Here is a 26,060-nt window from a genome sequence, read left to right as displayed (position 1 = left end):
ATTTGTGCGGATATGCGAAGCAAAATTGCAGGAAGATGCACATCTTTCAAGATTTTGCGACAACGTAGCCCGTGCAAATCCGGGAGATCCAAAGGACAATTGATATGAAAGAAAGCCTCTGCGTCAAATCCCTTGATTGGGGATCACCCCAATCTGCGGGCTTTTCCTTGTTTTTTCTCCCATATCAATTGCCGGAGCGATCATTTGAATGAGTTTGGACCCTGGATCGGGAATGGATGTCTGTCGAGTTCAACGAAAAAGCCCGATCCAATGGACCGGGCTTTGATCGTTTGTCTGCTTGGCGCCAAAATCAGGCGTCGTTTTGCGCTTCGGCAAGGATTTCATCACCTTGGCGGGCAATCTCTGACAGAGCCTGTTCGAATACCTCTGGCGGGTGACCACCGGAAATGGCGAATTTGCCGTTCACCACGTAGGTCGGGACAGAACTGATACCGGCATCGCCAAACTCGTCTTCCTCGGCACGGACTTCCTTGGCGAATTCGTCGCTGGCAAGGATTTCGGTGGCGCGTTCCGGCGAAAGGCCAACTTCCTCGACTGCGCGTTTCAAAACACCATGGTCGGCGGTGTTGTCTCCGCCCTGGAAGTAGGCGGCAAAAAGATTGAGTTTAAGCGCGGTCTGTTGTCCGTATTCGCCTTCCTTGCCTGCCCAGTACAGCAAACGGTGGGCGTCAAAGGTGTTATAGATGCGGGAATCAGATCCGAAATGAATCGGGAAGCCGACATTTTCACCCATCATGGTGATGCGGGCGCGGTTGTCTGCGCTTTGATCTGCCGTCAGGCCGTACTTTTCGCTGATATGTTCGGAAAGGTCCTGACCTTCTGGCGGCATGTCACGGTTTAGTTCAAACGGATGCCAGCGCAGTGTGACGTCAATTTCACCGTCAAGACGGCTGATGGCATCTTCGAGGTTTTTATAACCGATGATGCACCACGGGCAGACCACGTCCGAAACAATGTCGATCTGCATGGGAATGGCTTTGGTCATTGGATTAGGATTGCCTTGGGTTATGTAACGTTATCGCTACCCCAACACATAATCGACATGGCGTCAAACGCAAGGAAAAGGCTGGTTGGGCCTTCCTGGAAAGTCATTTTATCAGTTTTTTCTGATTTTCGCGTTCAGATCGTCGATCAGATGATCAATTATACTGCCGACGGGCATTGTCGACCATGTATTCGGCAAAGGTTTCAAGGATCGGGCAAGACCAGTCCGCGCGGGTCAATTCCCCGTCACGTTCCCAATCGCCATACCAGCGTTCATCAATATCGCGGAAAATGGTGTAGCGGGCAAAGCGATCCGACGCGGTCCAACAGTTCCGACCGGTACGTTCCCAAGTCAGGCCGGCTAGCATCATGATGTCAACGCTGGTGGAGGCGTTTTTTACCATTTTTGTTGTCCTTGGACATCGCGCGATCGCTATTGATGTTGATGGTGGGCAGGCCTTCGATCACGCCGCCTATGATATGCAACTAAAGATAAGCACCGACTGGTGGGGGTTACAATCATTCAAGGGGACAGGTTCGCTATCCTAAAGGTGAGTAATTTGTTGAAATAGAGTGGAAATTGTCCCAAAGGCGGCAATTCGCGTAATGCTGTTGCGCTGATGACTGTTTTGAGGCAATTTGCCAGACCCGCAAAACACATGGGACCATGAGGCTTGCGGACAGAACAGTGGCGGCAAAACGAACGGCCGTCACAGAGAGACTATCGATCAGTTGGAATGAAAATGTCAGACAAGCGCGTCTATCTCTATGACAGTACCTTGCGCGATGGGCAGCAGACCCAGGGCGTGGATTTTTCGGCCGCGGACAAAACCGCGATTGCCAAGGCACTGGACGAACTGTCGATTGACTATATTGAAGGCGGTTGGCCCGGGGCGAACCCGACGGATGATGCATTCTTTGCCAATCCGCCCAAACTGAAAAATTCCAAACTGACAGCCTTTGGCATGACCCGACGCGCAGGCCGTTCGGCGTCAAACGATCCGGGGTTGACCAGCCTTGCGCAGAATGCGCCGATTGTTTGCATGGTCGGCAAAAGCTGGGATTTTCAGGTGACCGAGGCGCTTGGGATCGAGCTTGATGAAAACCTTGCGATGATCTCGGACTCAATAGCGCATCTGAAATCCAAGGTTTCCGAAGTGATGTTCGATGCCGAGCATTTCTTTGATGGTTACAAGGCCAACCGCGACTATGCGTTGTCTGCGATCACGTCGGCCTATGAGGCCGGGGCACGCTGGGTTGTCCTGTGTGACACCAATGGCGGCACACTGCCTGACGAGATTTTTGACATTGTCACCGATGTTTGCAGCCAGATCCCCGGTAGCCATGTTGGTATTCATTGTCACAATGATACGGAAAACGCGGTTGCGAACTCCTTGGCCGCGGTGCGTGCCGGTGCACGTCAGGTGCAAGGTACGTTAAATGGCCTTGGCGAGCGCTGTGGCAATGCCAACCTGATTTCGATCATTCCGACCCTGATGCTCAAGATGGGATATGATGTTGGCATTTCCCACGACCAGTTGACCAGCCTTCGCCGGATTTCGCACATCCTTGACGAGCGCCTTAATCGCGAGCCATTGCGTCAGGCGGCCTATGTCGGCGACAGCGCCTTTGCCCATAAGGGCGGTTTGCATGTTTCCGCAGTCGAAAAGAACCCGACCTGTTACGAGCATGTCGAACCGCATCTGGTTGGCAACCAGCGCCATATTCTGGTGTCCGATCAGGCGGGGCGGTCCAATATCCTTGCGCGTTTCCGCGAGATCGGGGTCGATGTTGATCCGAAATCAGAAGCGATCGGCAAGCTGGTTGAAACCGTCAAACAACGCGAATTTGATGGTTATGCCTATGACGGGGCAGAGGCCAGCTTTGAGTTGCTCGCACGTAAGGCGATGGGCGAGCTTGATCGTTATTTCCGCGTGACGTCGTTCCGCGTGATTGATGAACGCCGCTGGGTCGATGAACAGGACGAGCAGGTCATCACCATGAGTGAGGCCACCGTCAAGGTCGTGGTCGGCGATGATCAGTTCATGTCGGTTGCCGAAGGTAACGGCCCGGTTAACGCCCTTGATGCGGCCCTTCGTAAAGTCCTTTTGACGGTGCCGGAATACCGCGAAGCGGTCGAACAGATTGAACTGATCGATTACAAGGTCCGCATTATAACCCGCGGCGATGGCACGCGAGCAGTGACCCGCGTCATGATCGAAAGCCGTGATGCAGAGGGCAATTACTGGGCAACGGTTGGGGTTTCAACCAACATCATCGAGGCGTCCTATAACGCGCTTCGGGATTCCATTACCTATAAGCTGTTCAAGTCCGGGGTACGCAGCCAGCACGCCTGATGCTGTGATCGGATATCAGCCAAATGGATGCAGCCGGGCCATATCAAGGTCCGGCTGTTTTCGTGACGGATAAGGAGACTTAGATCTGGAGGCTGGCGCGAACGGTTGGCTTTTGCTAAGTAAGCGCCAATATGGACGGGGATGCCCGACCATACCTTCATCTGACGACCGGAGAATAGCGCGATGAGCGAGCCCATCGGCAGTGCCAAGCCTGAAACAGGCGGGATTGCCAATCCACCCGTGATCATTCTGATCGAACCGCAGCTTGGCGATAACATCGGCAAGGCCGCGCGCGCGATGCTTAATTGTGGTCTGGTGGATTTGCGTCTGGTGCGACCGCGCGATGGCTGGCCGAATGAACGGGCAACTGCCAATGCATCGGGTGCCGATATCGTCATCGACAACACCAAGGTGTTTGAGCGCGAAGAAGATGCGCTGGCCGATCTGAACCGTGTCTACGTTACAACCGCCCGCACGCGCGATGCCATCAAGCCGGTCTTTACGCCCAAGGGGCTGGCACCGGAAATGCGTGCTGTGATCGGGCGCGGTGAGAAGGTCGGCGTGATGTTCGGCCCGGAACGCACGGGCGTTCGCAACGAACATATCGCCATGGGTGATGCGGTTGTGACCGTGCCGCTTAATCCCGGTTTTACGTCGCTTAACCTGGCCCAAGCAGTTTTATTGATCGGGTATGAATGGTGGCAGGCGGGCGTTGATGTGCCGGACTATCAGTTGATGATGGCCGATACGTTCCCGGCGACCAAGAACGATATGGAACGCCTTTTCCTGCATCTCGAGAGCGAGCTTGATGAATCGGGGTTCTTTCGCGTGGCGGAAAAACGCCCCGGCATGGCGCGCAATATTCGCAACATCTTTAACCGTGCCAACCTGACCCATCAGGAAGTCCAGACGCTGCGCGGTATGATCGTTGCCATGCGGGGCGGCAAGCACAAACCAAAGGACTGATTTTTCAGCCGGTTGGCAGGTGCCGCTTTCATTACGCGCCGTCGCGGCCAAAGTCGGCAGAAATGCAGGGCTTGCATGCGCTATGGCGGGCGCGATTAATGTTTGACTCTTGAACAATCATCTCTATATTGCGCCTCACTTCCGAGAAAGTGGGTCGAAACATGTGGTTTCGTCCCCGTTCCGCATGTCCGGGCCAAATGCTGGTTCTGGCGGCTGGAAACTATCGGGACAATAAGTGATCTTAAAAAAGAGAGTTACAAAATGTCGAAACGTATTGCTGCAAAGCATAAGATTGACCGTCGCCTTGGTGTGAACCTTTGGGGCCGTGCAAAATCGCCGCTGAACAAGCGCGAATATGCACCGGGCATGCACGGCGCAACCCGCCGTAAGAAGCCGACCGACTATGGTACCCAGCTGTTTGCGAAACAGCAGCTCAAAGGCTACTACGGCTCGATCTCTGAAAAACAGTTCCTGCGCTACTACAAAGAAGCGTCCCGTCGTCCGGGCGATACCTCCGAGCATCTGGTTGGTATTCTTGAGCAGCGCCTTGATGCGGTTATCTACCGCATGAAATTCGTTCCGACCGTGTTCGCTGCACGTCAGTTCGTTAACCACGGCCACATTCTTGTCAACGGCAAGAAAGTAACCATCCCGTCCTACCTTGTTAAAGAAGGTGACGTTGTCGAAGTGAAACCTGCTTCGCGCGAAATCCCGATGGTGATGGAAGCTGCCAACCTGAACGAACGTGACGTTCCGGAATACATGGACGTTGACGCGAAGGCCTTCAAAGGCACCTTCGTTCGCGTACCGAAATTCGCAGAAATTCCGTACCCGGTTCAGATGCAGCCGAACCTGGTCATCGAATTCTACTCGCGTTAATCCGTACGGATTTCGCGACGAACCGATACGAAGACGCCCGCTGAAAACAGCGGGCGTTTTTGTTTGTCTGCATATTGCAAAATGCCGGTATCAGGCAGGTGGTTTGTTGATCTGCTCGGACGCCTGTTGGGCGGCAGCAGCCACAGCTTCCTGTTTTTGTTCCGGTGTGGCGTCGGCGGGCACGGCGACCTTGACGTCGCGGGATGCCATCTGGATGCCGTTTTCCTTGAACATGGCCAGAACCCGCTGATAGACGGTTTTGCGGATCATGAACTGTTCCCCCGGTTTCGAGGTGTATTTCAGCCCGATTACCATGTTGAATTCTTCCATGCGGCGCACGCCCTGGGATTTCAGCGGTTCGATGAAGCTGTCCCCGATCAGCGGATCTTCCAGAAGTTCTGCGGCCAGTTTTTTGACCAGCTTCTTGATCTTGTTGACGTCCGTTTCAAATGGCACGCGGAATTCAAGCTTCACAATCACCCAGTCGCGGCTGTGGTTGACGATGGATTTGATTTCGCCAAACGGGACGGTCTGAAGCGGGCCGCGGTGATGGCGCAACTGCATGGAACGGATCGAGATGTTTTCGACCCGACCGCGCAGATTTTCGACTTCGATATATTCCCCCAGCCGAAACGCATCATCTAGCAGGAAGAACACCCCCGCCACCACGTCGCGCACAAGCGCCTGACTGCCAAAGCCAAGGGCCAGACCGACAACACCGGCACCGGCGATCAGCGGGCCGATATCAACACCGAGCGACGACAAGGTGACCATTGCCACCATGATGACAATCACGGTCAGGGCAAAGTTCTTCAGCAATGGCAAAAGGGTTTCGACCCGTGACAGGCCTGATCCGCCGCCTTCGTCCCCGGCATTGCCCTGGTTGGAGGCATTCATGCGTTCATCAAGGAAGGTCTTTATCAGCGACCAGATCAGGTCTGCGATCAGCAGGATCATGATGATTTCGGTCGAGCTATCAATAATCCGCGCGACGATACCGGCATCATCGGCCTGTGCAAGGCGGTCAAAGCCCCAGATGCGCCACATGCTTGCCAGAACAAACACCAGTGCCAGAAGCCGCACACCGCGTTTGAGGACCTTGGTAAAGACCGGCGTTTTGGTTTTGACGGGTTCGAACTCTTCGTCGTTTTCAAGGGCGATGGCTTCTGCCCGTGCGTTGTGTTCGTCGGCTTCCTGCTTGGCGATTTGCAGCTTCTTGCGATGCTGGCTTTCGATGATGTTGCGAAACACAACATCAAACAGGCAGGCAATACCAATGGCCAGAAGCGCCTTGAGGATGCGTTCGGCACCAATGACGGCCACGCCGCCAACAAGGATGAACCAGCCACAGACAATCACCGGCCACAGGCGGGCCATGGATGTTGGCAGGGCCATTTTCTCCACGTCCGTGCTTGAGACATGGCTGGCAAAGAACCGACCCAGCGAGACAGTCGCAAAACAAAAGGCGAGGACGGAAATCACCACTGCAGCGTCAAACAGGATGATATCACCGGCAACCATGGTCGGGGCGGCGCGAAAGACGCCCGCAAGTGCAAAGGAAAACAGCGAAATGCCAGCTGCCCAGGTCAGGTTCGTGGTAAGGGCCCTTGCTGCAACCGGATCGACATTGATCATGCGAAGGCCTTCGGCCTTGGGCGCAAACAGGAATTGCAGCACTATGATCAGGAAACGAAGCGCGAAGAACGCCATCAAAAGCGACATAACGGCCGCCTTCATGATTTCCGGCCAATCGAACATCATGAAGGTGCCAAGCGATCCGATGGCAAAGACAAACAACGAGAGCAGCGACAATACGCTGAGCCCGGCAATATGTTTGAGGCGTTCGGTAAAGGTCTGTGGTGTGCGCGATTCAAGATAGGCACACATCGGGGCCGACAGTCTGCGATAGATCAGCTCTGCAAGGATGCCGACACCCACGAAGATAACGGTAAACAGCAAGATCCGCATCAAACCGCTTTTGCCGAAATCGCTTGAAAGCAGATCAAGGGTTGCATCGAATTCATCCGGGAAGGCATCAAAGCCGGCAAGTGTTTGGGCAATACGTGCCTGGGTTCGGTCCATTCCTTCTTCAAGGAAGCCATAATAGCTAAAGGTCTCTGCAACGACATCATCTTCGCCTGATGTGGCGGCTTCCGTCGTTGCGGTGTCGTCGCTTCCCATCGTGGCAACAGCTGCCATCTGCGCCTGAGCAGGCATTGCGGGCGCAATGACAAACAGTGCAAAAAGCCAAATGGCAAAACATGCCATTGTTTTGATTGATGGTTTCATGCCGGTGACTTCCCCTTTGGCGCAATCGATAGCCTGCATTAAAGATGGGGAAGTCCAAAGAAACCATCAAGAAATAGTTTTGCTGCGTCCGGGAAATGATCGCTATGGGGGTGGCGTTTCATCTGGCAGAAACAAAAAACGCGCTGGCGGGCGACCCGCACAGCGCGTTTGCATGGTGGGAATTGCGTGCGCGTTAAGCGGCAGCAACGCCCTTGTCTTTAAGGTGCTGGGACAGTTCGCCGCTGGCAGCCATTTCGCGCACAATATCGCAACCACCAAGGAACTCGCCCTTGACGTAAAGCTGCGGAATGGTCGGCCAGTTCGAGAAATCCTTGATGCCCTGACGGATGGCCGGATCGACCAGCACGTTCACGTCCTTGAACGGAACGCCAAGTTCGGCCAGTACCTGCACAACAGCAGCAGAGAAGCCGCACTGCGGGAACATTGCGGTCCCTTTCATGAACAGGACGACGTCATTGTCATCGACGTCTTTCTGGATGCGCTCGAAAACCGGGTTGTCGGTCATAATGATTGTCCTTGGCTTTGGGCGGCATGGTTGGGGCCGCAAATTCGGGTAAAACTTTTATGGGCGAAGATATGGCTGGAACCTGCGGTTCTGTCAACTCTTGGCGCGATTTTGCCGCGCGGTGCGCAGGTTATCCCAGGTGAAAATGCCCAGGCCGAACCACACCAGCGCATAGGTGATCATGTGGGCCTCTGTGAATATCTCGCCGAAAATCAGAACCGCGACAAAGAACTGTATGGTCGGATTAAGATATTGCATCAATCCAAGGGCTGAGAATTTCATGTTGCGTGCCGCAAAGGCAAACAACACTAGTGGCGCTGTCGTGCAAACCCCAAGCCCGATCAGAAGCGCATCCTCGACCCGTCCAATATGCCCGAAGGTCATGTCACCCTGATAGGTCAGCCAGCCCAGATACCCCAACGCAAACGGGGTCAGAAGAATACATTCAACAAACAAGCCGGCGATCGGGTCGGCCGGGACGAATTTGCGAATTACACCGTAAAAGCCAAACAAGGTCGAAAGTCCGACGGCAACCCAGGGCATATCGCCATAAAAAACCAGAAGGTTCAGAACCCCGGCCGTACAGATCAAAACGGAAAGGATCTGTATGCGGTTGAGTTTCTCGGCAAAGAAAATCCGACCGAGGATCAGCATGATCAACGGCATGATGTAATAGCCAAGGCTGGCTTCAAGGGCGTGCGCGCTATTGACCGCCCAGATATAAAGCAGCCAGTTGCCGGCAACCAACAGGCTTGAAAGGAACAAAAGCCCGATGGTGCGGGCCGACGAAATCAGTTCCCACAGCTTGTTGCGCCGTCCCAGCGCAAAGACCAGCAGCAAGGTCAGTATGGCAGACCAGACAATCCGGTGTGACAGGATTTCAAGCGGGGTGGCAAAGGCGACCTGCTTGAAATAAAGGCCAAAGAAGCCCCAGAAGATAAAGGCACCAAGCCCGGCGAGGGGGCCGGGACCGATCAATGCCGGTTTTTCCTGTGAAGACATGGGGCAGGACCTAACGTAAAGCGATGGTCAGTTAATGGGGCTGTGACCGGCCGCTACGTCTTGGACCAGTTCAGTATCATCTGAAAGCAAGTCGGGGCCGAAATTAAGTCGGCCCTCGAAAAAGTCTTGTCTGGCAAGGCGGGTTCGTGGTGGCGAGGTGACGCAATGCCTTTTGGGGGACTGTGATCAGTCCGGCGCAGAGGTTTGAAGAGCCAGCGCGTGCAAATCGCCGCCCATTTTACCTTTTAGCGCGGAATAGACCATCTGGTGCTGAACGACACGGGTTTTGCCGCGGAACTGTTCGGATACGACAATTGCCGCATAATGATCGCCATCACCGCGCAAATCCTCGATGCGGACCTGTGCATCGGGCAGGGCTTCCTTGATCATGCTTTCGATTTCATAGGCTTCCATGGCCATGGCGCATCTTCCTCATGGTTGATCGGCGCAATATTCGGGACCGCCGATATGACTTGTTTTCACTGGTATATGTCGTTGTTAAGGGGGCTGTCAATTTTTGTGAAACGCCCGTTATCCGGTAATGACAGACGACGCATGGGCCTTGTGTTTTGGCCGTTATTGAGCTAACAGGCATTGTTCTGGTTGCGCACACCTGCCGTCCGCAAGGCTTATGCCTTTGGTAAAGTGCGTTGAATGAATTTTTCGGATCCGTTTCCCGTTCAGGATGCGGCCCGGCAATGCGGACCCCCGGCCTCCTGCGTGGAGACGATAAATGACTTCCAATATGCTTGATATCGGTCATGCCGATAATCAGTCCGAAACGACCGACGCGCTCAAGACTCAGGCAAAGCGCCTGCGCAAGGCTTTGGCGGCACGTGATGTGTCCATCTCACATGCCGGGTCGCTTGAATTGCTGGCCCAAAGTCACGGCTATCGTGACTGGAACACCGCCGTTGCCATGGCCCGGCGCAATATCCCGACCAATGTATCTGATCTTGGCATTGGTAAACGCTTTGCCGGGTCCTATCTGGGCCATGCGGTGACCGGACTGATCCGCAGTGTGACGGCGTCCCCGACGCCCGGTGTGTTCCGGGTCGAGGTGCATCTGGATGAACCGGTGGATGTGGTGGAATCAAAACGCTTTCATGGTTTTCGCCAACGCATTGGCGCACGGATCAATGAACATTGCGAACCGGTGCTGACCAATGGCACGCCAGGCCCCGGCCTTTCGATTGATCTTCTGTTGCGAGACTCATCGGACGCGTGAGCACGTTTTTCTAAGAGATCAATGACCAAACCCTCCGGCAGCTTCCAAAAGTTGCCGGAGCTTACGTTCTGGTGATCGAACTCGAAGATGACCTGACGCTTCAAAACAAACGGTTCAACGGGATCACCCTTGCCAGAGGAACCTACCTTTATTGCGGCTCCGCCAATGGTCCCGGTGGTATCGCCGCGCGCGTCAAACGCCACTGCAAGACGACCAAGAAACCCCACTGGCATGTCGATGAGCTGACCTCAAACGGGGTTGGGCGGGTTGTTTCGGTGCTGGCGGCGCCGGGCGGGGATGAGTGTGAACTGAGGGCTGCTTTGCAGGCACCAGATACACAGGTTCCCGTGCCCGGATTTGGCAGCAGTGATTGCACCGAATGCTTGTCGCATTTCATGCGCGCATCGGGTGGGGAAGTTACGACGATTTTGGCAAGGCTTGCAGCAGCTATTTAGCCCCCGGTCATACTCATATGGCGACCGACAGCCGGTTTCTGGCCTTTGCGGTCAATCACGAAATCATGGCCCTTGGGTTTGAGGTCCATGGCGGCATCGAGCATCTGATCAAGCGCACGCGGGTCGCCGGTCCGAAGGGCGGTGCGCAGATCAACGTGGTCTTCCTGACCAAGGCACATGTAAAGCGTGCCGGTGCAGGTCACGCGTACGCGGTTGCAGCCTTCGCAGAAATTATGGGTCAGCGGCGTGATAAAGCCGAGCCGCCCGCCGGTTTCGGCCACGGTGGTATAGCGGGCCGGTCCCGGAGTGACATATTCGGACGGGATCAGGGTGTATTCCTGCTCCAATCGTTCACGCACGGCAGTCAGCGGCAGGTATTGGTCGGTCCGGTCGCCGTCAATGTCGCCAAGCGGCATGGTTTCGATCAGGCAAAGATCAAAGCCCTCCTTGCCGCACCAGGCGACAAGGCGTGACATTTCGTCTTCGTTGAAATTGCGAAGCGCGACGGTGTTGATCTTGATCGAAATACCGGCCTGTTTGGCGGCCTCAAGCCCGGCCAGCACCTGTTCAAGGCGGCCACGCCGGGTGATTTCGGTGAATTTCTGGGAATCCAGACTATCAAGCGAGATGTTCAGACGTTTGACACCAAGGCGGGCCAGATCATCGGCATAGGTGGTCAACTGGCTGCCATTGGTGGTCATGGTCAGTTCATCAAGCGCGCCGGTTTTAAGATGGCGCGACAGATTGGCAATCAGATCCATGATGCCCCGGCGCACCAGCGGCTCGCCACCTGTCAGGCGCAATTTGCGCACGCCGCGCGTAATGAAAGCCGTGCAAAGCTGATCGAGTTCTTCCAGCGAAAGAACATCGGATTTTGGCAGGAATGTCATGTTTTCCGCCATACAATAGGTGCAGCGGAAATCGCAGCGATCGGTTACCGAAACGCGCAGGTAAGAGACATGTCTGCCATATTTATCGATCAGTGGCTTGGTCATGGCGGTGCCTTGGGACAGTGTCCTTGGTATTACAGAAATGTTTGCATCTGTTCTGCGCGAACTGTCGCACAGAAGTCCGGGGTCTGACCAGTCTGTTTCGGACTTGCCCGATCACCTTTCTGTCAGGTGATCGGTGTCAAAATAGCCCCGGTTTCCGTTGAACTGCCTTGATGTCGGTCAAAGTGCGACGTTTTCAGGCCGGAAGCCGTGCAACATCGGCGTCAATGCATTTGACGACGTGGCGCAAGGTCGTGACATTTTCGCTGCCCAACCTGGCGACCAGTTCTGCGGAATGTTCGGGCACTGCAAGTGTTTTCCGCACGTCTGCAAACAGTGCATCAAGCAGGCGAATGCAATGCGTTTCGGTGAATTCCCAACGTTGATCGCCCACGGTCATGTTGTCATTGACCAACTGGATCAGCCATTTTTTACGGTGTTCATAGTTGCTGAAATGAAGCGCCATGCGGGCAAATACCAGATTGATCCGCGATCTGACTTCCGGGGCCTTGGCAAGGTGATCCCAGTATTCGGCAGGATTGCGCAATTCATCGTCTTCATCGGCGTGGGCTTCGATGATTTCGTGAATTTCGCGGTCGATTTCCTGAAGCATATCCATGCCGACCATCATGCGAATCACCTTGAAGAAGGGCTGCAGGATGGTGCGTGATAGCGCGCCATGTTCCGTATCGCCCGCTTCATTGCCTTCAAGAAGGTGATCAAACCGCGATACCATCAAGCGCCCGAACGGATCGTGGCGGACAGCAGCATGTTCGCGGGCCTTGATCAGTTCAATATCGGCTTCCAGTACGGCCCAGGCGGTATCAAACAGATCTTCCTTGTCGCGCAGGCTGTCAATCGCCTTGATGATCTGATCCTCTGTGATCGAACCGCCATTGTTGCGGGCTTGGTGTACAAGCCCTTGGGCAAATTGTTCCAGCACCGTAAACGCCGCGACATGGTGGCGCTGCTTGAAGCTGTCACGGGGTGGTTTGTTGGCTGCAATCATCGGTTTCCAGACCTTCTAAGACTGTTGTGCTCGCATCAGGTTCATCTATCGCGTTCCGATAGAGTCCATCTTCTTTGGTTAACAAATCAATTCGAGCAATCCTTGTGCCAAGCACTGCCATTCAGGGTGCGGCCTGCATGCCTAACCTATTCAAAGCCCCCGGCGGCTTCGACGATTTCGAGCACGACATGTCTCGGGCGGATGATTTGCCGGCCAGCTTCTTCGAAATTGACCGCGATTCTATCCCCGTCTACGGCCTGAATGCGGCCCAAACCCCAGTCGGGTTGGTTGGGATGGCGCACGATGGCACCGGGCGTCAGCAAGAAGTCCATTGGTTGCTCTATATCCTGTGTTGCTCTCTGCAATATAGGTCGTTTGTGGCAAATGCACAATTTGCCGCTGCCACTGGGCGGTCGGATTCCGTGCAGCGTTGTGCCGTGTGGGTAAAATTTGCCGGGTCGCAAAAGCCTGATTTTAAAGCGTGCTAAATAAGCTCTTAATATATCAGGGGCAATCTTGTGCCGTTCGGGATGGATGCGTCGACCTGCCATCAGCGTGATCGTGTCGGTCAACGGCGACCCTTTCGGACTGGGTATTGTGTTTTGGGAACATGGTGCCGTCGAGATTTGCAAATACCTTGGAGAGCCCGCGCTATGGTAGAGGACGCCACCCTTGAACTGACCCTGATCGAATTGATCAGTTCGCGGATCTGTCACGACCTTGTCGGCCCTGTCGGGGCGGTCAATGCCGGAGCCGAACTGATGGGTGAAGACGGTGTTGGTGATGACGAGGCGCTTGCTCTGATGCGAAAAAGCGGTCTGGAGGCGGCACGCCGCCTGCAGCTTTTCCGTTTGGCATTCGGACGTGCAGGCAGCAGCGCCGATACCAAGGCGATGCGCGAGGCGGCATGCCAGACTTATGCGGCCGAGGGCAAAGTAACTCTGGACTGGCCCGATCTTCCAATTGATCCAGCGCATGGGCGAATCGTATTGAATATGGTTATGCTCGCCCGCGAAGCTTTGCCGTTCGGCGGAACCCTGTCGGTTACGCGCGACTCCGGTAAAGTCACAGTTCTGGGTGAGGGGAAGCGCGCCGCTTTGCGCCCTGAAATCATGAACGTACTGGAAAAGGAAGTCACTGCAGATGCACTTGATCCGCGCAATGTTCAGGCATTTTTCTTGCGGAAACTGGCGAAACTTGGGGGTGGAGTGCTTTCGGTCTTGCAACAGGACGGAAATATTGCATTGATCTATGGATAAAAAATTGACCTGCAGGTCTGGTAATGGCGTGTAATAGCTTCTACGTAACATACCGATGTATATTACGTTTCTGTCTGTTTGCGTATTAATGGGAGTTCCAGTTCCGGCAAGCACCTGATTGTTGGAGATTTGGAGGGGGTATATGGACGATCTTTTAAGTGAATTTCTGACCGAGACTTCGGAAAGCCTCTCGACGCTTGACGTTGAGCTGGTGAAGCTGGAACAGAACCCGAATGATCCGGACATCTTGTCCAATATTTTCCGTTTGGTTCACACCATTAAAGGCACATGCGGCTTCCTTGGTTTGCCGCGCCTTGAAGCTGTTGCCCATGCTGGCGAGAACGTGCTCGGCAAAATCCGCGACGGCGAACTGGTCGTTACCGCAGATGCCGTGACGCTCGTCCTTGAGTCGATTGACACGATTAAGTATCTGCTGGGCGAGCTTGAGCAGAACGAAGCCGAGCCCGATGGCAATGACGCCGAACTGATCGCACGTTTGAACCACTTTGCAGATACCGGTGAAATTCCGGGTGCTGCGCCTGCCGCAGACGCCGCCCCGGCCGCAGAGGAAGCGGCCGCTGAAGAAGTCGAAATGACGGACGACGAAAAGCTGCAGGCTGCCTTTGACGCCGCAGAATACGATCCGGACTTCGAAATCCCTGACGAACCGGCTGCTGCTGCTGAACCGGAACCGGAAGCCCCGGCAAAGCCGACAGCACCGCCTGCAGCCGCCAAATCCCAGGAAGTTGCGCCCGCCAAAAAGCCTGCCGAAAAGGCCAAGGCCGAAGCCCCGCGTGGCGAGACCAAGGAAAGCTCGGTTGCAGCCCAGACCATTCGTGTGAATGTCGAGCTGCTTGAAAACCTTATGACCCTGGTTTCCGAGCTTGTCCTGACCCGTAACCAGCTTTTGCAGATGGTTCGCGGCAAGGATGACAGTGAATTCACCGTGCCGCTGCAGCGCCTGTCGCACATCACCACCGACCTTCAGGAAGGTGTGATGAAGACCCGTATGCAGCCGATCGGCAACGCTTGGGCGAAGCTGCCGCGTATTGTTCGCGACCTTGCCCTTGAAATGAACAAGAAGATCGATCTGCAGATGATCGGTGCCGATACCGAACTTGATCGTCAGGTTCTTGAACTGATCAAGGATCCGTTGACGCATATGGTGCGTAACTCTGCCGACCATGGTCTGGAAGATATTCCGGGCCGCCGCGAGGCCGGCAAGCCGGAAACCGGTACGGTTACCCTGAATGCGTATCACGAAGGCGGTCACATCATCATCGAGATTTCCGATGACGGTCGTGGTCTGAACCTTGAGCGCATCAAGGCGAAGGCAATTTCCAACGGCCTGACCACCGAAAGCGAACTTGAAGGGATGGCTGATCAGCAGATCCAGCAGTTCATTTTCAAAGCCGGTTTCTCGACCGCGGAAAAAGTGACCTCGGTTTCTGGTCGTGGTGTGGGTATGGACGTTGTGCGTACCAACATCGAAAAAATCGGCGGTACGGTCGAACTGAAATCGGTCGAAGGCCGTGGCTCGACCTTTATCATCAAGATCCCGCTGACGCTGGCGATTGTTTCGGCGCTGATCGTTGAAAGTGGTGGCGAACGGTTTGCCATTCCGCAGATCAGCGTTCTGGAACTTGTCCGCGCGTCCAACAATTCCGAGCATTCCATCGAACGCATTCATGACACGCCGGTCCTGCGCCTGCGTAACCGTTTGCTGCCGTTGGTGACGCTGAAGCGTATTCTTGGTCTTGATACCAGCGATGCCACCGATGATTCGTTGGATGAAGAAGCCTTCATCGTTGTCGCACAGGTCGGGACCTATTCGTTTGGTATCATTGTCGACCGCGTGTTCGATACCGAGGAAATCGTTGTCAAACCGGTGGCGCCGATCCTGCGCGATCTGTCGCTGTTCTCCGGTAATACGATCCTTGGCGATGGTAGCGTGATCATGATCCTTGATCCGAACGGCATTGCAACCCGCACCGGCGAAATCACCGTTGGTGGTTCGCAGGGTGTCGAAGGCAAGGCCAAGCAGGATGCATCGGATCGCGAAACCACCTCTATGCTGGTCTTCCGTGCCGGTGGTAATGAAGTGCGCGCGGTTCCGCTGGCACTGGTTGCCCGCCTTGAAGAGATCGATGTCGAGAATATCGAGCATTCAAACGGCCGTCCGCTGGTCCAGTACCGCGGCAAGCTGATGCCTCTTGTCTTTATCGATGGTAACTACCAGATGAAGTCAGAAGGCCGTCAACCGACACTTGTGTTCCAGGATCGTGAACGCACCATGGGTCTGGTTGTGGACGAGATCGTAGATATCGTCGACGATGTCCTGAATGTTGAATTGACTGCGGATCAGGATGGTCTGGTTGGCTCTGCCGTGATTGACGGCAAGGCAACCGACCTTATTGATGCCGGTTACTATCTTGAGCTGGCCTTCAGTGACTGGTTCGGCACCGAGGATAGCGGTGGCGAGAAAAAACGTGTTCTGTTGATTGATGACAGCCCGTTCTTCCGCAACCTGCTGACGCCGATGCTGTCAGTTGCCGGCTTCAATGTCACGGCCGTTGAAACCGCCGAACAGGCCATGGAACTCAAGAACCGTGGCAATCAGTTCGACGCGATCATCAGCGACATCGAAATGCCGGGCATGAACGGCTTCGAATTCGCCGAGGCGTTGCAGGATGATGCAGAATGGGGCGACATTCCGATTATTGCCCTGTCTTCGCACACCAGCGAGGAAGATTTCGAACGCGGTCGTCAGGTCGGTTTCAGCGACTATGTGGCCAAATTTGATCGCGATGCGCTTGTCTCGACCCTGATCCAGACACTGAGCAGCATGTAAGCGGGAGATAAAGTCCTATGAGCGATAAAAACGCACTCGTCCCGAGCCAGGAAAAAGGCGGAGCCCTTGAACTTGGTGGTGACAGCCAGGATTTCGTGACCGCGAATATTGGCAAGCAGCTTTTCGGTATCCCGGTCCTGACGGTTCAGGATGTTCTGGGGCCGCAACGCATCACCCGTATCCCGTTGTCCCCGCCAGAAGTAGCAGGTTCCCTGAACCTGCGCGGGCGTATTGTGACAGCGATTGATGTCCGCAAACGCCTTGGTCTGCGCGACAAGGAAGATGACGAGCCGGGTATGAGCATCGTTGTCGATGAGGGTGGCGAGCTTTACAGCCTGATGGTTGATCAGGTGGGAGAAGTTCTGAGCGTTCCGAAAAAGGCGTTCGAGCAGAACCCGGCAACGCTCGATCCGCGTTGGCGCGAGTTTTCAGACGGCATTTTCCGTCTGGACAAGAAGCTTCTGGTAATTCTTGATGTAACACGGCTGCTTGATTTTACATCGTCCATCAAGCAAGCCGGTTAAACTGAATTTCCATGCCGGGCACGCAATGTGCCCGGTTCCTGCCATTGTGGCTTAACGACCTAAATAAACGAGAAGGAAGTCGATGAAGAGTTGTCTCGTCGTCGATGATTCGAAAGTCATCCGAATGGTAGCACGCCGCATCCTCGAAGAAATCGGGTTCGCGGTTGTGGAGGCAGTGGATGGTCAGGAGGCGCTTGATCGGTGCCTTGAATCCATGCCCGACGCGGTTCTGCTTGACTGGAATATGCCAGTCAAAAGCGGTATTGAATTCCTGCGTGAACTTCGCGCATCCCCGGGGGGTGATGATCCTGTAGTTGTGTTCTGTACGACCGAAAACGATCTTGAGCACATTCAGGAAGCCATTACTGCTGGCGCGAACGAATACATCATGAAGCCGTTCGATAGCGAGATCATTCAGGCCAAGTTTGAGCAGGTCGGCCTGATCTAGGCCGACTGATCAGCGCGAACCTGCACGCCTTCAATAACGGATCTCCTTAATCACGCGGGGACGCTACTACGTGGAAGAGACGCCTACCCATTCGCCATACAAAGTATTGATCGTGGATGATTCCGCCATCGTGCGCGGACTTGTGACACGTATGATGGCCGAAGACGCAGAAATAGACGTCGTCGGATCGGTCAATAATGGCGAAGAAGCACTGGCAGTCATGGAACGCGGCGGCATTGAAGTCGTCGTTCTGGACATTGAAATGCCGGTCATGGACGGTTTGACGGCCTTGCCGAAACTGCTGGAAATCGATCCAACAGTTCGCGTGATTATGGCATCGACCCTGACCAAGCGAAATGCCGATATCAGCTTTCAGGCAATGACGCTTGGTGCTGTGGATTACATTCCCAAACCAAGTTCGTCGAAAGACCTGAATGTTGGTGAGGGCTTCCGTGAAGAGCTTCTCGACAAGGTAAAGGCCTGGGCTGAACAGCGTCGCAAGATGCTTGAGGTCGATGAAGCCGCTGCTTCCGAGGTGGCCCAACGTGCTGAGGAAGCCGAGCCCGAAGCCAAACCGGCATCCCCGGAACCGGACGGGGGCGCTTCCGATGATGCGGCTTCTGAAGGCAAGGCGCATGCGTTTCGCGCTGAAATGTCGGTCGAGCATCAGCAACTGCAAAAACAGGGCCGTATTCAGCGTAAACGATTTACCGCAGAGTTGCGCCCACGGCCAATGCAGCAACAGCGCCATCAACCCGCGCAAATGCGCCAGACGCCCCAACCGCAGCAACCCGCACCAAGTGCTGCGCCAGCATCCCAGCCAGATACGTCAGCCGCAAAAACCCCGGCAACGGGGGCTGCTGCCGGGCGGCCGGCAGCGCCATCGCGCGATCCCGGAAGGCTTATTCGTGATGCGGCGATTGCTGCAGGTGGTCAGCCAAAGAGCGCGCCGAAAACAGCAGCACGTCCGGCAACCAAGGCCCCGGCGGCAAGAACCGCACCCCCGCCCAAGCGGCAGGCAGCACCCGCACCACAGAAAGCTGCCCGTGCACCTCAGGCGCGCTCGGGAAGTGCACCTGCCCCGGCAAAGCGCCCATCAGCACGTGGTGGTATTTCGTTGCTGCCCGAAAAGCGCATCAATGTCGAAGCGATTGCCATCGGCAGTTCGACAGGCGGGCCTCAGGCGTTGTTTGAGGTTCTGCGTGGCCTTAATGGCGTACGACAGCCGATTTTCATCACCCAGCACATGCCTGCAACCTTTACCACAATCCTTGCAGAACATATTACCAGACTGACGGGCCTGAAATGTCAGGAAGCGCAGAACAAGATGCCAATTGTTGGCGGACAGGTTTACCTTGCGCCCGGTGATTACCACATGACCGTAGAAGGACGTGGTGGTGGACGTCATCTGATGTTGAACCAGAACCCACCAGAAAACTTTTGTCGCCCGTCGGTTGATCCGATGTTGCGCAGTCTGGTCGCAAGTTACGGAGGAAATATACTGACTGCAATTCTTACCGGAATGGGGCAGGATGGTATGCTTGGCGGTCGTGACGTGGTCAATGCAGGGGGTATGGTCGTCGCCCAGGACGAGCAAAGCAGTGTTGTATGGGGAATGCCGGGTGCGGCAGCACATGCCGGTATCTGTTCTGCGGTTCTGCCGGTGGGTGGAATTGCGGCCTATATCAAAAAATTTGCGGGGGGTCGTTAACCCACAATGATGAAGCCGGAAGACTTCGAGTTTATAAGCAGACTGATTAAGTCCAAGTCCGGGCTCGTTCTGAGTCAGGATAAGACTTATCTGCTCGAAAGCCGGCTGATGCCGATTGCGCGCAAGCGGGGTCTGAAAGACCTTACCGAGCTTATAGGCCTGCTTCGTGGTGGTGACCGTAATCTGGTCGAAGAAGTCGTTGATGCCATGACGACCAACGAAAGCTTCTTCTTCCGCGATACCAAACCGTTTGATCAGTTCCGCCACGTTGTTTTGCCACACATGATCAAAGCGCGTGCGTCGAAGAAACACCTGCGCATCTGGTGTGCGGCGGCTTCGTCCGGGCAGGAACCCTATTCGCTGGCGATGATCCTTGATGAATTCAAGTCGCAGCTTGTCGGCTGGCGGATCGATATCGTCGGGACTGATATTTCGCGCGAAATTCTGACGAAGGCGCGCGCAGGTCTTTATTCCCAGTTCGAAGTCCAAAGGGGCCTTCCGATCGGTTTGCTGGTCAAGTATTTCCAAAAGAAGGAAGACCAGTGGCAAATCTCGGCCGATATCCGGTCCAAGGTCCAGTACAAGGAATTCAACCTTCTGGAAGATTTCCGCCCACTTGGACAGTTTGACGTCGTGTATTGCCGCAATGTGTTGATCTATTTCGATCAACCGACCAAAAGTGATGTCTTGGCCCGTATTTCAGCCCTGATGCCTGATGACGGTTTCCTGTTCCTTGGCGGGGCGGAGACGGTTCTGGGTATTTCCGACAAGTTCAAACCGCTTGCCCGCCAACGCGGAATCTATCAGCTGAACCGTCCGGGGGCGCCGGATGTTGATCTGGCAGCACTGGAAAAGGCGCAGGCCGGGGCTGCTTCCGCTGGCGCCGCAGCGGGCGCTGCCGCGCCAGGTGGTCTGGCCTTCCCGAAGCCAAAACACATGCAAACTGGCGCAGGCGCAGCAACAGGCACAACAGCCCGTCCGGCAGCCGGAACAACCGGCACAACTGGCACCGCGACAACACGTCCGGCGACAACGACCCGCCCGGCGAGCGGCACGGGAAGTTCAGGCAGCACGTTCAGCAGACCGTCAGGTTCGACTGCTACAGGTTCGACCACGCGTCCGGGCTCAACAGGGACCACTGGTACGACGGGCACTGCGGGTTCGACCTATCGTCGGCCACTTGGCACCGGAACCGGTGCGGGTGGAACACCGCAACGGCCAAGGGCAGGCAGCAGCAATTCCACGGGTTCCAGTGGAACCACGCGGCCGTCCCCGACCTTTGATCGGTCCCGCTTTGGGAAACCGGACGACAAGAAGTAGCTGACAGTTGGTTCTTTGCCGACTGTTCTGTTGAACGGAAAGTCGGGAAAGCCAATGACCCCAAATCCATCACGCCCCCAATCTGCCCAGCGCTATAACCTTGGTCGTGTGCAGCGGCGGCGCAAACTTGTCATCGCGGCCGTTACATTGGTTGTGGTGATGATGTTGCCCCTGATGCAGTCCCTGGCACAGGTAGAGATGTTCACCCACGAAGTGGTCGAGATCGGCGGAATTGCCCTGATCCTGATTGCGATATTCGGGCGGGCCTGGTGCACGCTTTATATCGGTGGGCGCAAAGCCAGCCAATTGACGGATGCCGGACCTTATTCGATCAGTCGCAACCCGCTTTATATGTTCAGTTTTATTGGCGCGGCGGGCATCGGCGCGCAAACCGGAAGTTTCCTGATCGCTCTGTTGTTCGGGGCGGGGGCGCTGGTGATCTTCTTGCCGGTAATCCTGAAAGAAGAACATGCCCTTGGCGAATTGTTTGGCACCCCGTTCGAGGATTACAAGGCACGTGTGCCACGGTTTGGTCCGCGTTTGAACGCGTGGAAAGATGCAGACGTGCTGGAAGTCCGCCCCAAGCTTCTTGTGCGGACATTGCGCGACGGTCTTGTCTTTCTGATGGTGATCCCGGTCTTTGAGCTAATTGACTGGTTACAGGTCAGCGGCCTGATTGATCCGCTTATCTATTTGCCGTGATCCGGACAACAAAAAACGCCCCGGTGCAGTCCGGGGCGTTTTTGTTGATGTAGCGGGCACTGCAGGAGCGGCGTCAGGCAGGCCTGAAACCAAAATCCCTGATATCAGGCCGCAGCGCTGTTGGTGTCGGGATCGCGCAGGACATAGCCCCGGCCCCAAACCGTATGGATATAGTTGTCGCCCTTGGTCGCAGACTGGATTTTCTTGCGCAGTTTGCAGACAAAGACGTCAATGATCTTGAGTTCCGGCTCGTCCATCCCGCCATAAAGGTGGTTGAGGAACATTTCCTTGGTCAGTGTCGTGCCCTTGCGCAGCGACAGCAATTCAAGAATGCCATATTCCTTGCCGGTCAGATGCAGCGGTTTGCCATCGACATCGACGGTGCGTGCATCCAGGTTAACGTTCAGCTTGCCGGTCGAAATCATCGACTGGGCATGACCGCGCGAGCGGCGAACAATTGCCTGTACGCGTGCCAGAAGCTCGGTCTTTTCGAAAGGCTTGGTCAGATAGTCATCAGCGCCAAAGCCAAGGCCTTTGACCTTGTCTTCGGTTTCGGTCAGACCCGACAGGATCAGGACCGGTGTTTCGACGCGTGCGTCGCGCAAACGTCTCAGGACCTCGTAGCCGTCTATGTCTGGCAGCATAAGGTCCAGAAGAATGATGTCATAATCATAAAGCTTGCCGATCTCGAGACCGTCTTCCCCAAGGTCGGTGGTGTCAATTACCATGCCTTCAGACTTCAGCATCAACTCAATGCTGTCAGCATAGGTATTGTCATCCTCAACAAGCAGCACCCGCATGTTTCTGCTCCGTTACCGTGTTCCGCAATAAGTCCGTGTTGATCCGGTTAGTCGACAAGCGCCCCAACGATTGTCGCGTATTAGGAAATTTTTTCCCCATTCCGTTAACGATACGTTGCTTTGCGACTCGTGGCAAGCAGGCGAGTCGCAACTTGTTAACTTTTTTTCATTCAACGTGGCGACTCGGGGTCGGAATGCGAGTTTTCCCAACGGTTTGCGGGGTTAATCGCAAAAGCCTTATGCAACGAAAAAATTTCGGTTTTTCCGTCTACACGGCTTTTTAATACCGGTTATGACAATATATTTGGTACGACGCGGTGCAATTTGCCACCCCCATGATCGTGTGGCGAACCAGATTTCCGTGTTAGAATAATTGTTTCCACTGATTTCGCTGAAAAGAACCGCCCGTGTTTCAGATAGGCCGCAACATTGTCGCAGAACTTCGCCGCATTCCTGACTATCGCGTCGTTGGACGTGTCACGGCTGTTTTGGGCCTGCTGGTCGAGATCGGAGGGGTGGAAGGCGCGCTGTCAGTTGGCGACCGCTGCAAGGTAAAGCGGCGCGACGGCAAAGCGGTGATTTGCGAAGTCGTCGGTTTTCGCAATGAACGTGCATTGCTGATGCCGTTTGGCATTCTTGATGGTATCGGGATTGGCTGCGAGGTCGAGCTTGGCGATACCCAGCCACAGGTCTATCCCGATGAAAGCTGGCTTGGCCGTGTGGTCAACGCGTTCGGGGAACCGGTTGATGGTAAGGGTCCGCTGTCCGAGGGCAACCGGCCTTATCCGATCCGCAACATGCCGCCATCTGCCCATTCCAGACAGCGTGTCGCCGGCAAGATCGATCTTGGCATTCGGGCAATGAATACGTTTCTGACCTGTTGCCGCGGGCAACGTATGGGCATCTTTGCCGGGTCGGGCGTTGGTAAATCCAGTTTGCTGTCAATGATGACACGCCACACGACATCAGATGTCTCCGTGGTCGGCTTGATCGGCGAACGTGGCCGCGAAGCGCGCGAATTCATCGAGGATGATCTGGGCGAAGAAGGCCTTCGCCGGTCGGTGGTTGTCGTAGCAACCTCGGACGAGCCGCCCCTGATGCGTCGTCAGGCTGCCTATATGACGATGGCGCTTTCGGAATATTTCCGTGATGTCGGGCGTGATGTGCTGTGCATGATGGATTCCGTGACGCGCTTTGCCATGGCGCAACGTGAAATCAGTCTGTCTGTTGGCGAACCGCCGGCTTCAAAGGGCTATACGCCTACCGTGTTTGCCGAATTGCCGCGCCTACTGGAACGGGCCGGGCCAGGTGGGCCGGGGCAGGGGTCCATCACCGGGTTGTTCACGGTTCTGGTCGATGGCGATGACCATAACGAACCGATTTCTGACGCGGTGCGTGGTATTCTGGATGGCCACGTGGTGCTGGACCGTGCAATTGCAGAACAGGGACGTTATCCCGCGATCAATATTCTCCGCAGTGTGTCGCGTACCATGCCCGGCTGTAATAACGAGCAAGAAAACCAGATCGTTTCGCGCGCCCGCCAGCTTTTGGCCACTTACGAGGATATGGCGGAACTGATCCGGCTTGGCGCCTATCGCAAGGGAACGGACCCCAAGGTTGACGAGGCTATTCATTATTTTCCGTTGATCGAGGAATTTCTCAAGCAGCGCAAAACCGAATGTACCCGTCTGAATGAAGGCTATGTCGAACTTGCCCGCCGCCTTGACCTTCTGGCAGAACAACCTGAAGAACAAACCCCGGCAAATGGCCAGCCGGCAGCGCAAACGGAACAGGCTGCGCAGCAACCCGCTGCGGCCAGCCCGCAACAACCGGCAGCAGCTGCAGAAATGCCAGCCGCACGACCGGCCCCGCCGCCTTCAACCGGGCCGAAGATCAATCGTGGCCCCAAGGTGCACAGTCGTTCGAAACGTGAGAACGGCAAGGACCTGAACGAAGCCAAGCGGGCTTTGCGGCAGGACGGCAATGACGCGCCGGGCGGGGCATCGGAATGATTGCGGACCCTAGGGGCTGACCCATGGCCAAGGATTTCAAGACACTGGTTCGAATGCGCAAATGGGCGCTTGATGAAAAGCAGCGTGAGCTCGGTGAAATGCTTGGTGTTCTGGGCAATCTTGAAGCCGAGAAAGAAGCCCTTGAGCAAGCGGTCATCGCTGAGCAGAAGGTTGCGGCGGAAAACCCCGAACTTGCCGGATTTGCCTATGGCGGCTTTGCCAATGCGGTTATTGCCGAACGCGAAGCAATTGCCAAGATGATTGCCGAGCAAGAAGAGAAGATCGATGTCTTCCGCGATGAAGTCGCAGATGCCTTCAAGGAACTCAAGACCGCCGAAATTGCCGAACGCAACCGGGTCGAGGCCGAGCGGGCGGAAGAAGACAAGAAAGAACAGGACGAACTTGATGAGATCGGGATGCGTTCAGCGACGCGCGATGACGGACTGATTTAACGTCTCACCCGTTACGCCGAGACCGCGACCCCGGTTTCGATCCCCGTCGCATTGCGCAGTTCATCAGGTGTCATTGAAAATACCGTGCTGGGCGTGCCTGCAGCAAACCAGACGGTTCGCTTGCCAAGAAGCTTTTCATCAATCAGTGTTTCGACCGGGGTGGCATGACCAAACGGCGGTACGCCGCCGATGGCATAGCCTGTATGCTCCCTGACTTCGGTTGCATCTGCCTTGCGGATCGACAAGCCCAACAAGCTGCTCACCTTGTTCAGGTCCACCTGATCGGCACCATTCATAATAATCAGAACCGGGCGCGATAACTCGGTCATGAAGACCAGCGATTTTCCAATGTCGCTGATGTCACAGCCAATGGCGTTTGCCGCATCGGACGCCGTGCGGGTGCCTTCGGGGAACTGAAACACCTCAACGTCACCAAGGTTGCGTTCGGCAAACGCATTTTGCAGGCATTGGGGAGGCGAAACTTTTTTCATGACTTAGTTCTCTTGTGCGCGGCGCCTTAATTTGCGTTTGCGGTTCATCAGGTTAAGCGTCTCGACCGACAGGCTGAATGCCATTGCGAAATAGATGTAGCCTTTCGGTACATGGATTTCGACACCGTCAAGCAACAAGACAAACCCGACCAGGATCAGAAACGACAATGCCAGCATTTTGACAGAGGGATTTTGTTCGACAAAGTCGCCAATGGTTTTGGCTGCTGCCAACATCACCAGAACAGACACAATCACCGCAATCACCATAATCGATATGTGATCAACCAGCCCGACAGCTGTTATGACGCTATCAAGCGAGAAAATGATATCAAGTAACATGATCTGAAGGATGGTCATGGCAAAGCTCGACATGATCTTGCCAGGTCCGTGTTCTTCGGGTTCGTCAATCGTGTGATGGATTTCCTTCGATGCCTTGGCGATCAGGAACAGCCCGCCAACAATCAGGATCAGGTCGCGTCCACTGATTTCCTGTCCGAAGGCGGAAAACATCGGCGCGGTCAATTGCATTACCCATGCGATCCCGGCCAGAAGCGCAAGGCGCATACCCATTGCGGCCAAAAGACCGATGCGCCGCGCCGGGGCCTGTTGGTCCTGCGGAAGTTTGGAGACGATCACCGACAGAAAAACGATGTTGTCGATCCCCAAAACAATTTCGAGCGCCGTCAGGGTGGCAAGCCCGATCCACATGTTGGGATCACTCATCCATTCAAACATCGCAAGTGTCCTTAAAGGCCCCGAAGGTGGTCAACTGATTGCAGACA

At 55.2% G+C, this 26,060-nt stretch carries 26 protein-coding genes; 14 read left to right on the top strand and 12 right to left on the bottom strand.

The genetic code is table 11. From position 1 onward, the window contains the following. Window positions 1-310 precede the first annotated feature (310 nt). Window positions 311-1,006, bottom strand: a complete 696-nt coding sequence (locus tag AUQ43_RS02820) for a DsbA family oxidoreductase (protein WP_062954310.1) — start codon at window positions 1,004-1,006, stop codon at window positions 311-313. Window positions 1,007-1,160: 154 nt separating this feature from the next. After that, window positions 1,161-1,409: a hypothetical protein gene (locus AUQ43_RS02815; RefSeq protein ID WP_062954300.1), complete on the bottom strand. Its 249-nt coding sequence runs from the start codon at window positions 1,407-1,409 to the stop codon at window positions 1,161-1,163. 339 nt (window positions 1,410-1,748) lie between these two features. Here AUQ43_RS02815 and cimA point away from each other — a divergent pair, with 339 nt between their 5' ends. The 3 genes from cimA (at window position 1,749) to rpsD (ending at window position 5,207) form a co-directional block, all read left to right on the top strand. Further along, window positions 1,749-3,362, top strand: coding sequence for a citramalate synthase (gene cimA / locus AUQ43_RS02810; RefSeq protein WP_062954313.1), 1,614 nt, complete (start codon window positions 1,749-1,751; stop codon window positions 3,360-3,362). A gap of 183 nt (window positions 3,363-3,545) precedes the next feature. Beyond that, window positions 3,546-4,328: an RNA methyltransferase gene (locus AUQ43_RS02805; protein ID WP_062954296.1), complete on the top strand. Its 783-nt coding sequence runs from the start codon at window positions 3,546-3,548 to the stop codon at window positions 4,326-4,328. A 261-nt stretch (window positions 4,329-4,589) separates the two neighbouring features. Continuing rightward, entirely contained in the window at window positions 4,590-5,207 is a 618-nt protein-coding gene (gene rpsD, locus AUQ43_RS02800; protein WP_062954294.1) for a 30S ribosomal protein S4, read from the top strand. A 90-nt stretch (window positions 5,208-5,297) separates the two neighbouring features. On the opposite strand, the gene AUQ43_RS02795 is transcribed toward rpsD, so the two are convergent. The 4 genes from AUQ43_RS02795 to AUQ43_RS02780 all read right to left on the bottom strand — a co-directional run bounded on the left by AUQ43_RS02795 (window position 5,298) and on the right by AUQ43_RS02780 (window position 9,444). Continuing rightward, a complete protein-coding gene (locus tag AUQ43_RS02795) occupies window positions 5,298-7,496 on the bottom strand; it encodes a mechanosensitive ion channel family protein (RefSeq protein ID WP_062954312.1) in 2,199 nt (732 codons plus the stop codon). Between the two features lie 193 nt (window positions 7,497-7,689). Continuing rightward, on the bottom strand, window positions 7,690-8,022 hold the full coding sequence (grxD, locus tag AUQ43_RS02790) for a Grx4 family monothiol glutaredoxin (protein ID WP_062954293.1): 333 nt from the start codon (window positions 8,020-8,022) through the stop codon (window positions 7,690-7,692). A gap of 93 nt (window positions 8,023-8,115) precedes the next feature. Then, window positions 8,116-9,024 (bottom strand): EamA family transporter RarD, encoded by a 909-nt coding sequence (gene rarD, locus AUQ43_RS02785; protein ID WP_062954286.1) that lies wholly within the window; start codon window positions 9,022-9,024, stop codon window positions 8,116-8,118. A 186-nt stretch (window positions 9,025-9,210) separates the two neighbouring features. Further along, window positions 9,211-9,444: a BolA family protein gene (locus AUQ43_RS02780; RefSeq protein ID WP_044827588.1), complete on the bottom strand. Its 234-nt coding sequence runs from the start codon at window positions 9,442-9,444 to the stop codon at window positions 9,211-9,213. Between the two features lie 313 nt (window positions 9,445-9,757). Between AUQ43_RS02780 and AUQ43_RS02775 the strand changes: the two genes are divergently transcribed. Both AUQ43_RS02775 and AUQ43_RS02770 read left to right on the top strand, forming a co-directional pair. Next, on the top strand, window positions 9,758-10,252 hold the full coding sequence (locus AUQ43_RS02775) for a glyoxalase superfamily protein (protein ID WP_062954284.1): 495 nt from the start codon (window positions 9,758-9,760) through the stop codon (window positions 10,250-10,252). A 71-nt stretch (window positions 10,253-10,323) separates the two neighbouring features. Beyond that, window positions 10,324-10,707: a DUF123 domain-containing protein gene (locus AUQ43_RS02770; RefSeq protein WP_062954272.1), complete on the top strand. Its 384-nt coding sequence runs from the start codon at window positions 10,324-10,326 to the stop codon at window positions 10,705-10,707. On the opposite strand, the gene moaA is transcribed toward AUQ43_RS02770, so the two are convergent. The 3 genes from moaA to AUQ43_RS02755 all read right to left on the bottom strand — a co-directional run bounded on the left by moaA (window position 10,704) and on the right by AUQ43_RS02755 (window position 13,040). Beyond that, a complete protein-coding gene (gene moaA / locus AUQ43_RS02765) occupies window positions 10,704-11,702 on the bottom strand; it encodes a GTP 3',8-cyclase MoaA (RefSeq protein WP_084271968.1) in 999 nt (332 codons plus the stop codon). The genes AUQ43_RS02770 and moaA overlap by 4 nt on opposite strands. Before the next feature lie 193 nt (window positions 11,703-11,895). Continuing rightward, complete coding sequence (locus AUQ43_RS02760; protein ID WP_062954230.1) at window positions 11,896-12,708, bottom strand: hypothetical protein; 813 nt, start codon at window positions 12,706-12,708, stop codon at window positions 11,896-11,898. Between the two features lie 146 nt (window positions 12,709-12,854). Next, window positions 12,855-13,040, bottom strand: coding sequence for a DUF3553 domain-containing protein (locus AUQ43_RS02755; RefSeq protein ID WP_062954202.1), 186 nt, complete (start codon window positions 13,038-13,040; stop codon window positions 12,855-12,857). A 321-nt stretch (window positions 13,041-13,361) separates the two neighbouring features. Here AUQ43_RS02755 and AUQ43_RS02750 point away from each other — a divergent pair, with 321 nt between their 5' ends. The 7 genes from AUQ43_RS02750 (at window position 13,362) to AUQ43_RS02720 (ending at window position 21,523) form a co-directional block, all read left to right on the top strand. Then, window positions 13,362-13,967, top strand: coding sequence for a histidine phosphotransferase family protein (locus tag AUQ43_RS02750; RefSeq protein ID WP_062954171.1), 606 nt, complete (start codon window positions 13,362-13,364; stop codon window positions 13,965-13,967). A gap of 142 nt (window positions 13,968-14,109) precedes the next feature. Beyond that, on the top strand, window positions 14,110-16,818 hold the full coding sequence (locus AUQ43_RS02745; protein WP_062954165.1) for a chemotaxis protein CheW: 2,709 nt from the start codon (window positions 14,110-14,112) through the stop codon (window positions 16,816-16,818). Window positions 16,819-16,835: 17 nt separating this feature from the next. Continuing rightward, window positions 16,836-17,342 carry a chemotaxis protein CheW gene (locus tag AUQ43_RS02740; RefSeq protein WP_062954161.1) on the top strand — a complete coding sequence of 169 codons (507 nt, stop codon included), beginning with the start codon at window positions 16,836-16,838 and terminating at the stop codon, window positions 17,340-17,342. An 82-nt stretch (window positions 17,343-17,424) separates the two neighbouring features. Next, window positions 17,425-17,790: a PleD family two-component system response regulator gene (locus tag AUQ43_RS02735; protein ID WP_062954158.1), complete on the top strand. Its 366-nt coding sequence runs from the start codon at window positions 17,425-17,427 to the stop codon at window positions 17,788-17,790. Window positions 17,791-17,860: 70 nt separating this feature from the next. Next, window positions 17,861-19,501, top strand: coding sequence for a chemotaxis protein CheB (locus tag AUQ43_RS20665; protein ID WP_062954154.1), 1,641 nt, complete (start codon window positions 17,861-17,863; stop codon window positions 19,499-19,501). A gap of 6 nt (window positions 19,502-19,507) precedes the next feature. Continuing rightward, the gene (locus tag AUQ43_RS20660; RefSeq protein ID WP_062954151.1) at window positions 19,508-20,821 is read left to right on the top strand and encodes a protein-glutamate O-methyltransferase CheR; all 1,314 of its coding nucleotides are present in this window, start codon (window positions 19,508-19,510) and stop codon (window positions 20,819-20,821) included. A gap of 54 nt (window positions 20,822-20,875) precedes the next feature. Beyond that, window positions 20,876-21,523: an isoprenylcysteine carboxylmethyltransferase family protein gene (locus AUQ43_RS02720; RefSeq protein WP_062954149.1), complete on the top strand. Its 648-nt coding sequence runs from the start codon at window positions 20,876-20,878 to the stop codon at window positions 21,521-21,523. Window positions 21,524-21,627: 104 nt separating this feature from the next. Here the strand turns inward: AUQ43_RS02720 and ctrA are convergent, their stop codons facing one another. Next, window positions 21,628-22,323: a response regulator transcription factor CtrA gene (gene ctrA, locus AUQ43_RS02715; RefSeq protein WP_008891622.1), complete on the bottom strand. Its 696-nt coding sequence runs from the start codon at window positions 22,321-22,323 to the stop codon at window positions 21,628-21,630. 407 nt (window positions 22,324-22,730) lie between these two features. Here ctrA and fliI point away from each other — a divergent pair, with 407 nt between their 5' ends. After that, entirely contained in the window at window positions 22,731-24,335 is a 1,605-nt protein-coding gene (gene fliI / locus AUQ43_RS02710) for a flagellar protein export ATPase FliI (protein ID WP_062954146.1), read from the top strand. A gap of 23 nt (window positions 24,336-24,358) precedes the next feature. Beyond that, window positions 24,359-24,787, top strand: coding sequence for a flagellar FliJ family protein (locus AUQ43_RS02705; RefSeq protein WP_062954134.1), 429 nt, complete (start codon window positions 24,359-24,361; stop codon window positions 24,785-24,787). An 11-nt stretch (window positions 24,788-24,798) separates the two neighbouring features. On the opposite strand, the gene AUQ43_RS02700 is transcribed toward AUQ43_RS02705, so the two are convergent. Both AUQ43_RS02700 and AUQ43_RS02695 read right to left on the bottom strand, forming a co-directional pair. After that, window positions 24,799-25,278: a YbaK/EbsC family protein gene (locus AUQ43_RS02700; RefSeq protein ID WP_062954114.1), complete on the bottom strand. Its 480-nt coding sequence runs from the start codon at window positions 25,276-25,278 to the stop codon at window positions 24,799-24,801. Window positions 25,279-25,281: 3 nt separating this feature from the next. After that, window positions 25,282-26,013, bottom strand: a complete 732-nt coding sequence (locus tag AUQ43_RS02695; RefSeq protein ID WP_062954100.1) for a TerC family protein — start codon at window positions 26,011-26,013, stop codon at window positions 25,282-25,284. Window positions 26,014-26,060 lie beyond the last annotated feature (47 nt).

Source organism: Thalassospira sp. MCCC 1A01148 (assembly GCF_001613795.1).
Lineage (GTDB): Bacteria > Pseudomonadota > Alphaproteobacteria > Rhodospirillales > Thalassospiraceae > Thalassospira.
The sequence above is the reverse complement of the archived record's forward strand: the minus strand, read 5'-3'. Positions and strand labels throughout refer to the sequence as shown.

Excerpts from the sequence above, each read along its gene's own strand:
- AUQ43_RS02755 (WP_062954202.1), bottom strand. The coding sequence starts at position 13,040 with ATGGACTTCTTGCTGACGCCCGGTGCCATCGTGCGCCATCCCAACCAA.
- AUQ43_RS02740 (WP_062954161.1), top strand. The coding sequence starts at position 16,836 with ATGAGCGATAAAAACGCACTCGTCCCGAGCCAGGAAAAAGGCGGAGCC.
- AUQ43_RS02700 (WP_062954114.1), bottom strand. The coding sequence starts at position 25,278 with ATGAAAAAAGTTTCGCCTCCCCAATGCCTGCAAAATGCGTTTGCCGAA.
- cimA (WP_062954313.1), top strand. The coding sequence starts at position 1,749 with ATGTCAGACAAGCGCGTCTATCTCTATGACAGTACCTTGCGCGATGGG.
- rpsD (WP_062954294.1), top strand. The coding sequence starts at position 4,590 with ATGTCGAAACGTATTGCTGCAAAGCATAAGATTGACCGTCGCCTTGGT.
- AUQ43_RS02780 (WP_044827588.1), bottom strand. The coding sequence starts at position 9,444 with ATGGCCATGGAAGCCTATGAAATCGAAAGCATGATCAAGGAAGCCCTG.
- AUQ43_RS02760 (WP_062954230.1), bottom strand. The coding sequence starts at position 12,708 with ATGATTGCAGCCAACAAACCACCCCGTGACAGCTTCAAGCAGCGCCAC.
- AUQ43_RS02805 (WP_062954296.1), top strand. The coding sequence starts at position 3,546 with ATGAGCGAGCCCATCGGCAGTGCCAAGCCTGAAACAGGCGGGATTGCC.
- AUQ43_RS02735 (WP_062954158.1), top strand. The coding sequence starts at position 17,425 with ATGAAGAGTTGTCTCGTCGTCGATGATTCGAAAGTCATCCGAATGGTA.
- ctrA (WP_008891622.1), bottom strand. The coding sequence starts at position 22,323 with ATGCGGGTGCTGCTTGTTGAGGATGACAATACCTATGCTGACAGCATT.
- AUQ43_RS02775 (WP_062954284.1), top strand. The coding sequence starts at position 9,758 with ATGACTTCCAATATGCTTGATATCGGTCATGCCGATAATCAGTCCGAA.
- AUQ43_RS02820 (WP_062954310.1), bottom strand. The coding sequence starts at position 1,006 with ATGACCAAAGCCATTCCCATGCAGATCGACATTGTTTCGGACGTGGTC.
- AUQ43_RS02795 (WP_062954312.1), bottom strand. The coding sequence starts at position 7,496 with ATGAAACCATCAATCAAAACAATGGCATGTTTTGCCATTTGGCTTTTT.
- grxD (WP_062954293.1), bottom strand. The coding sequence starts at position 8,022 with ATGACCGACAACCCGGTTTTCGAGCGCATCCAGAAAGACGTCGATGAC.
- AUQ43_RS02750 (WP_062954171.1), top strand. The coding sequence starts at position 13,362 with ATGGTAGAGGACGCCACCCTTGAACTGACCCTGATCGAATTGATCAGT.
- AUQ43_RS02695 (WP_062954100.1), bottom strand. The coding sequence starts at position 26,013 with ATGTTTGAATGGATGAGTGATCCCAACATGTGGATCGGGCTTGCCACC.
- AUQ43_RS20660 (WP_062954151.1), top strand. The coding sequence starts at position 19,508 with ATGATGAAGCCGGAAGACTTCGAGTTTATAAGCAGACTGATTAAGTCC.
- AUQ43_RS02815 (WP_062954300.1), bottom strand. The coding sequence starts at position 1,409 with ATGGTAAAAAACGCCTCCACCAGCGTTGACATCATGATGCTAGCCGGC.
- moaA (WP_084271968.1), bottom strand. The coding sequence starts at position 11,702 with ATGACCAAGCCACTGATCGATAAATATGGCAGACATGTCTCTTACCTG.
- AUQ43_RS02705 (WP_062954134.1), top strand. The coding sequence starts at position 24,359 with ATGGCCAAGGATTTCAAGACACTGGTTCGAATGCGCAAATGGGCGCTT.
- AUQ43_RS02720 (WP_062954149.1), top strand. The coding sequence starts at position 20,876 with ATGACCCCAAATCCATCACGCCCCCAATCTGCCCAGCGCTATAACCTT.
- AUQ43_RS02745 (WP_062954165.1), top strand. The coding sequence starts at position 14,110 with ATGGACGATCTTTTAAGTGAATTTCTGACCGAGACTTCGGAAAGCCTC.
- rarD (WP_062954286.1), bottom strand. The coding sequence starts at position 9,024 with ATGTCTTCACAGGAAAAACCGGCATTGATCGGTCCCGGCCCCCTCGCC.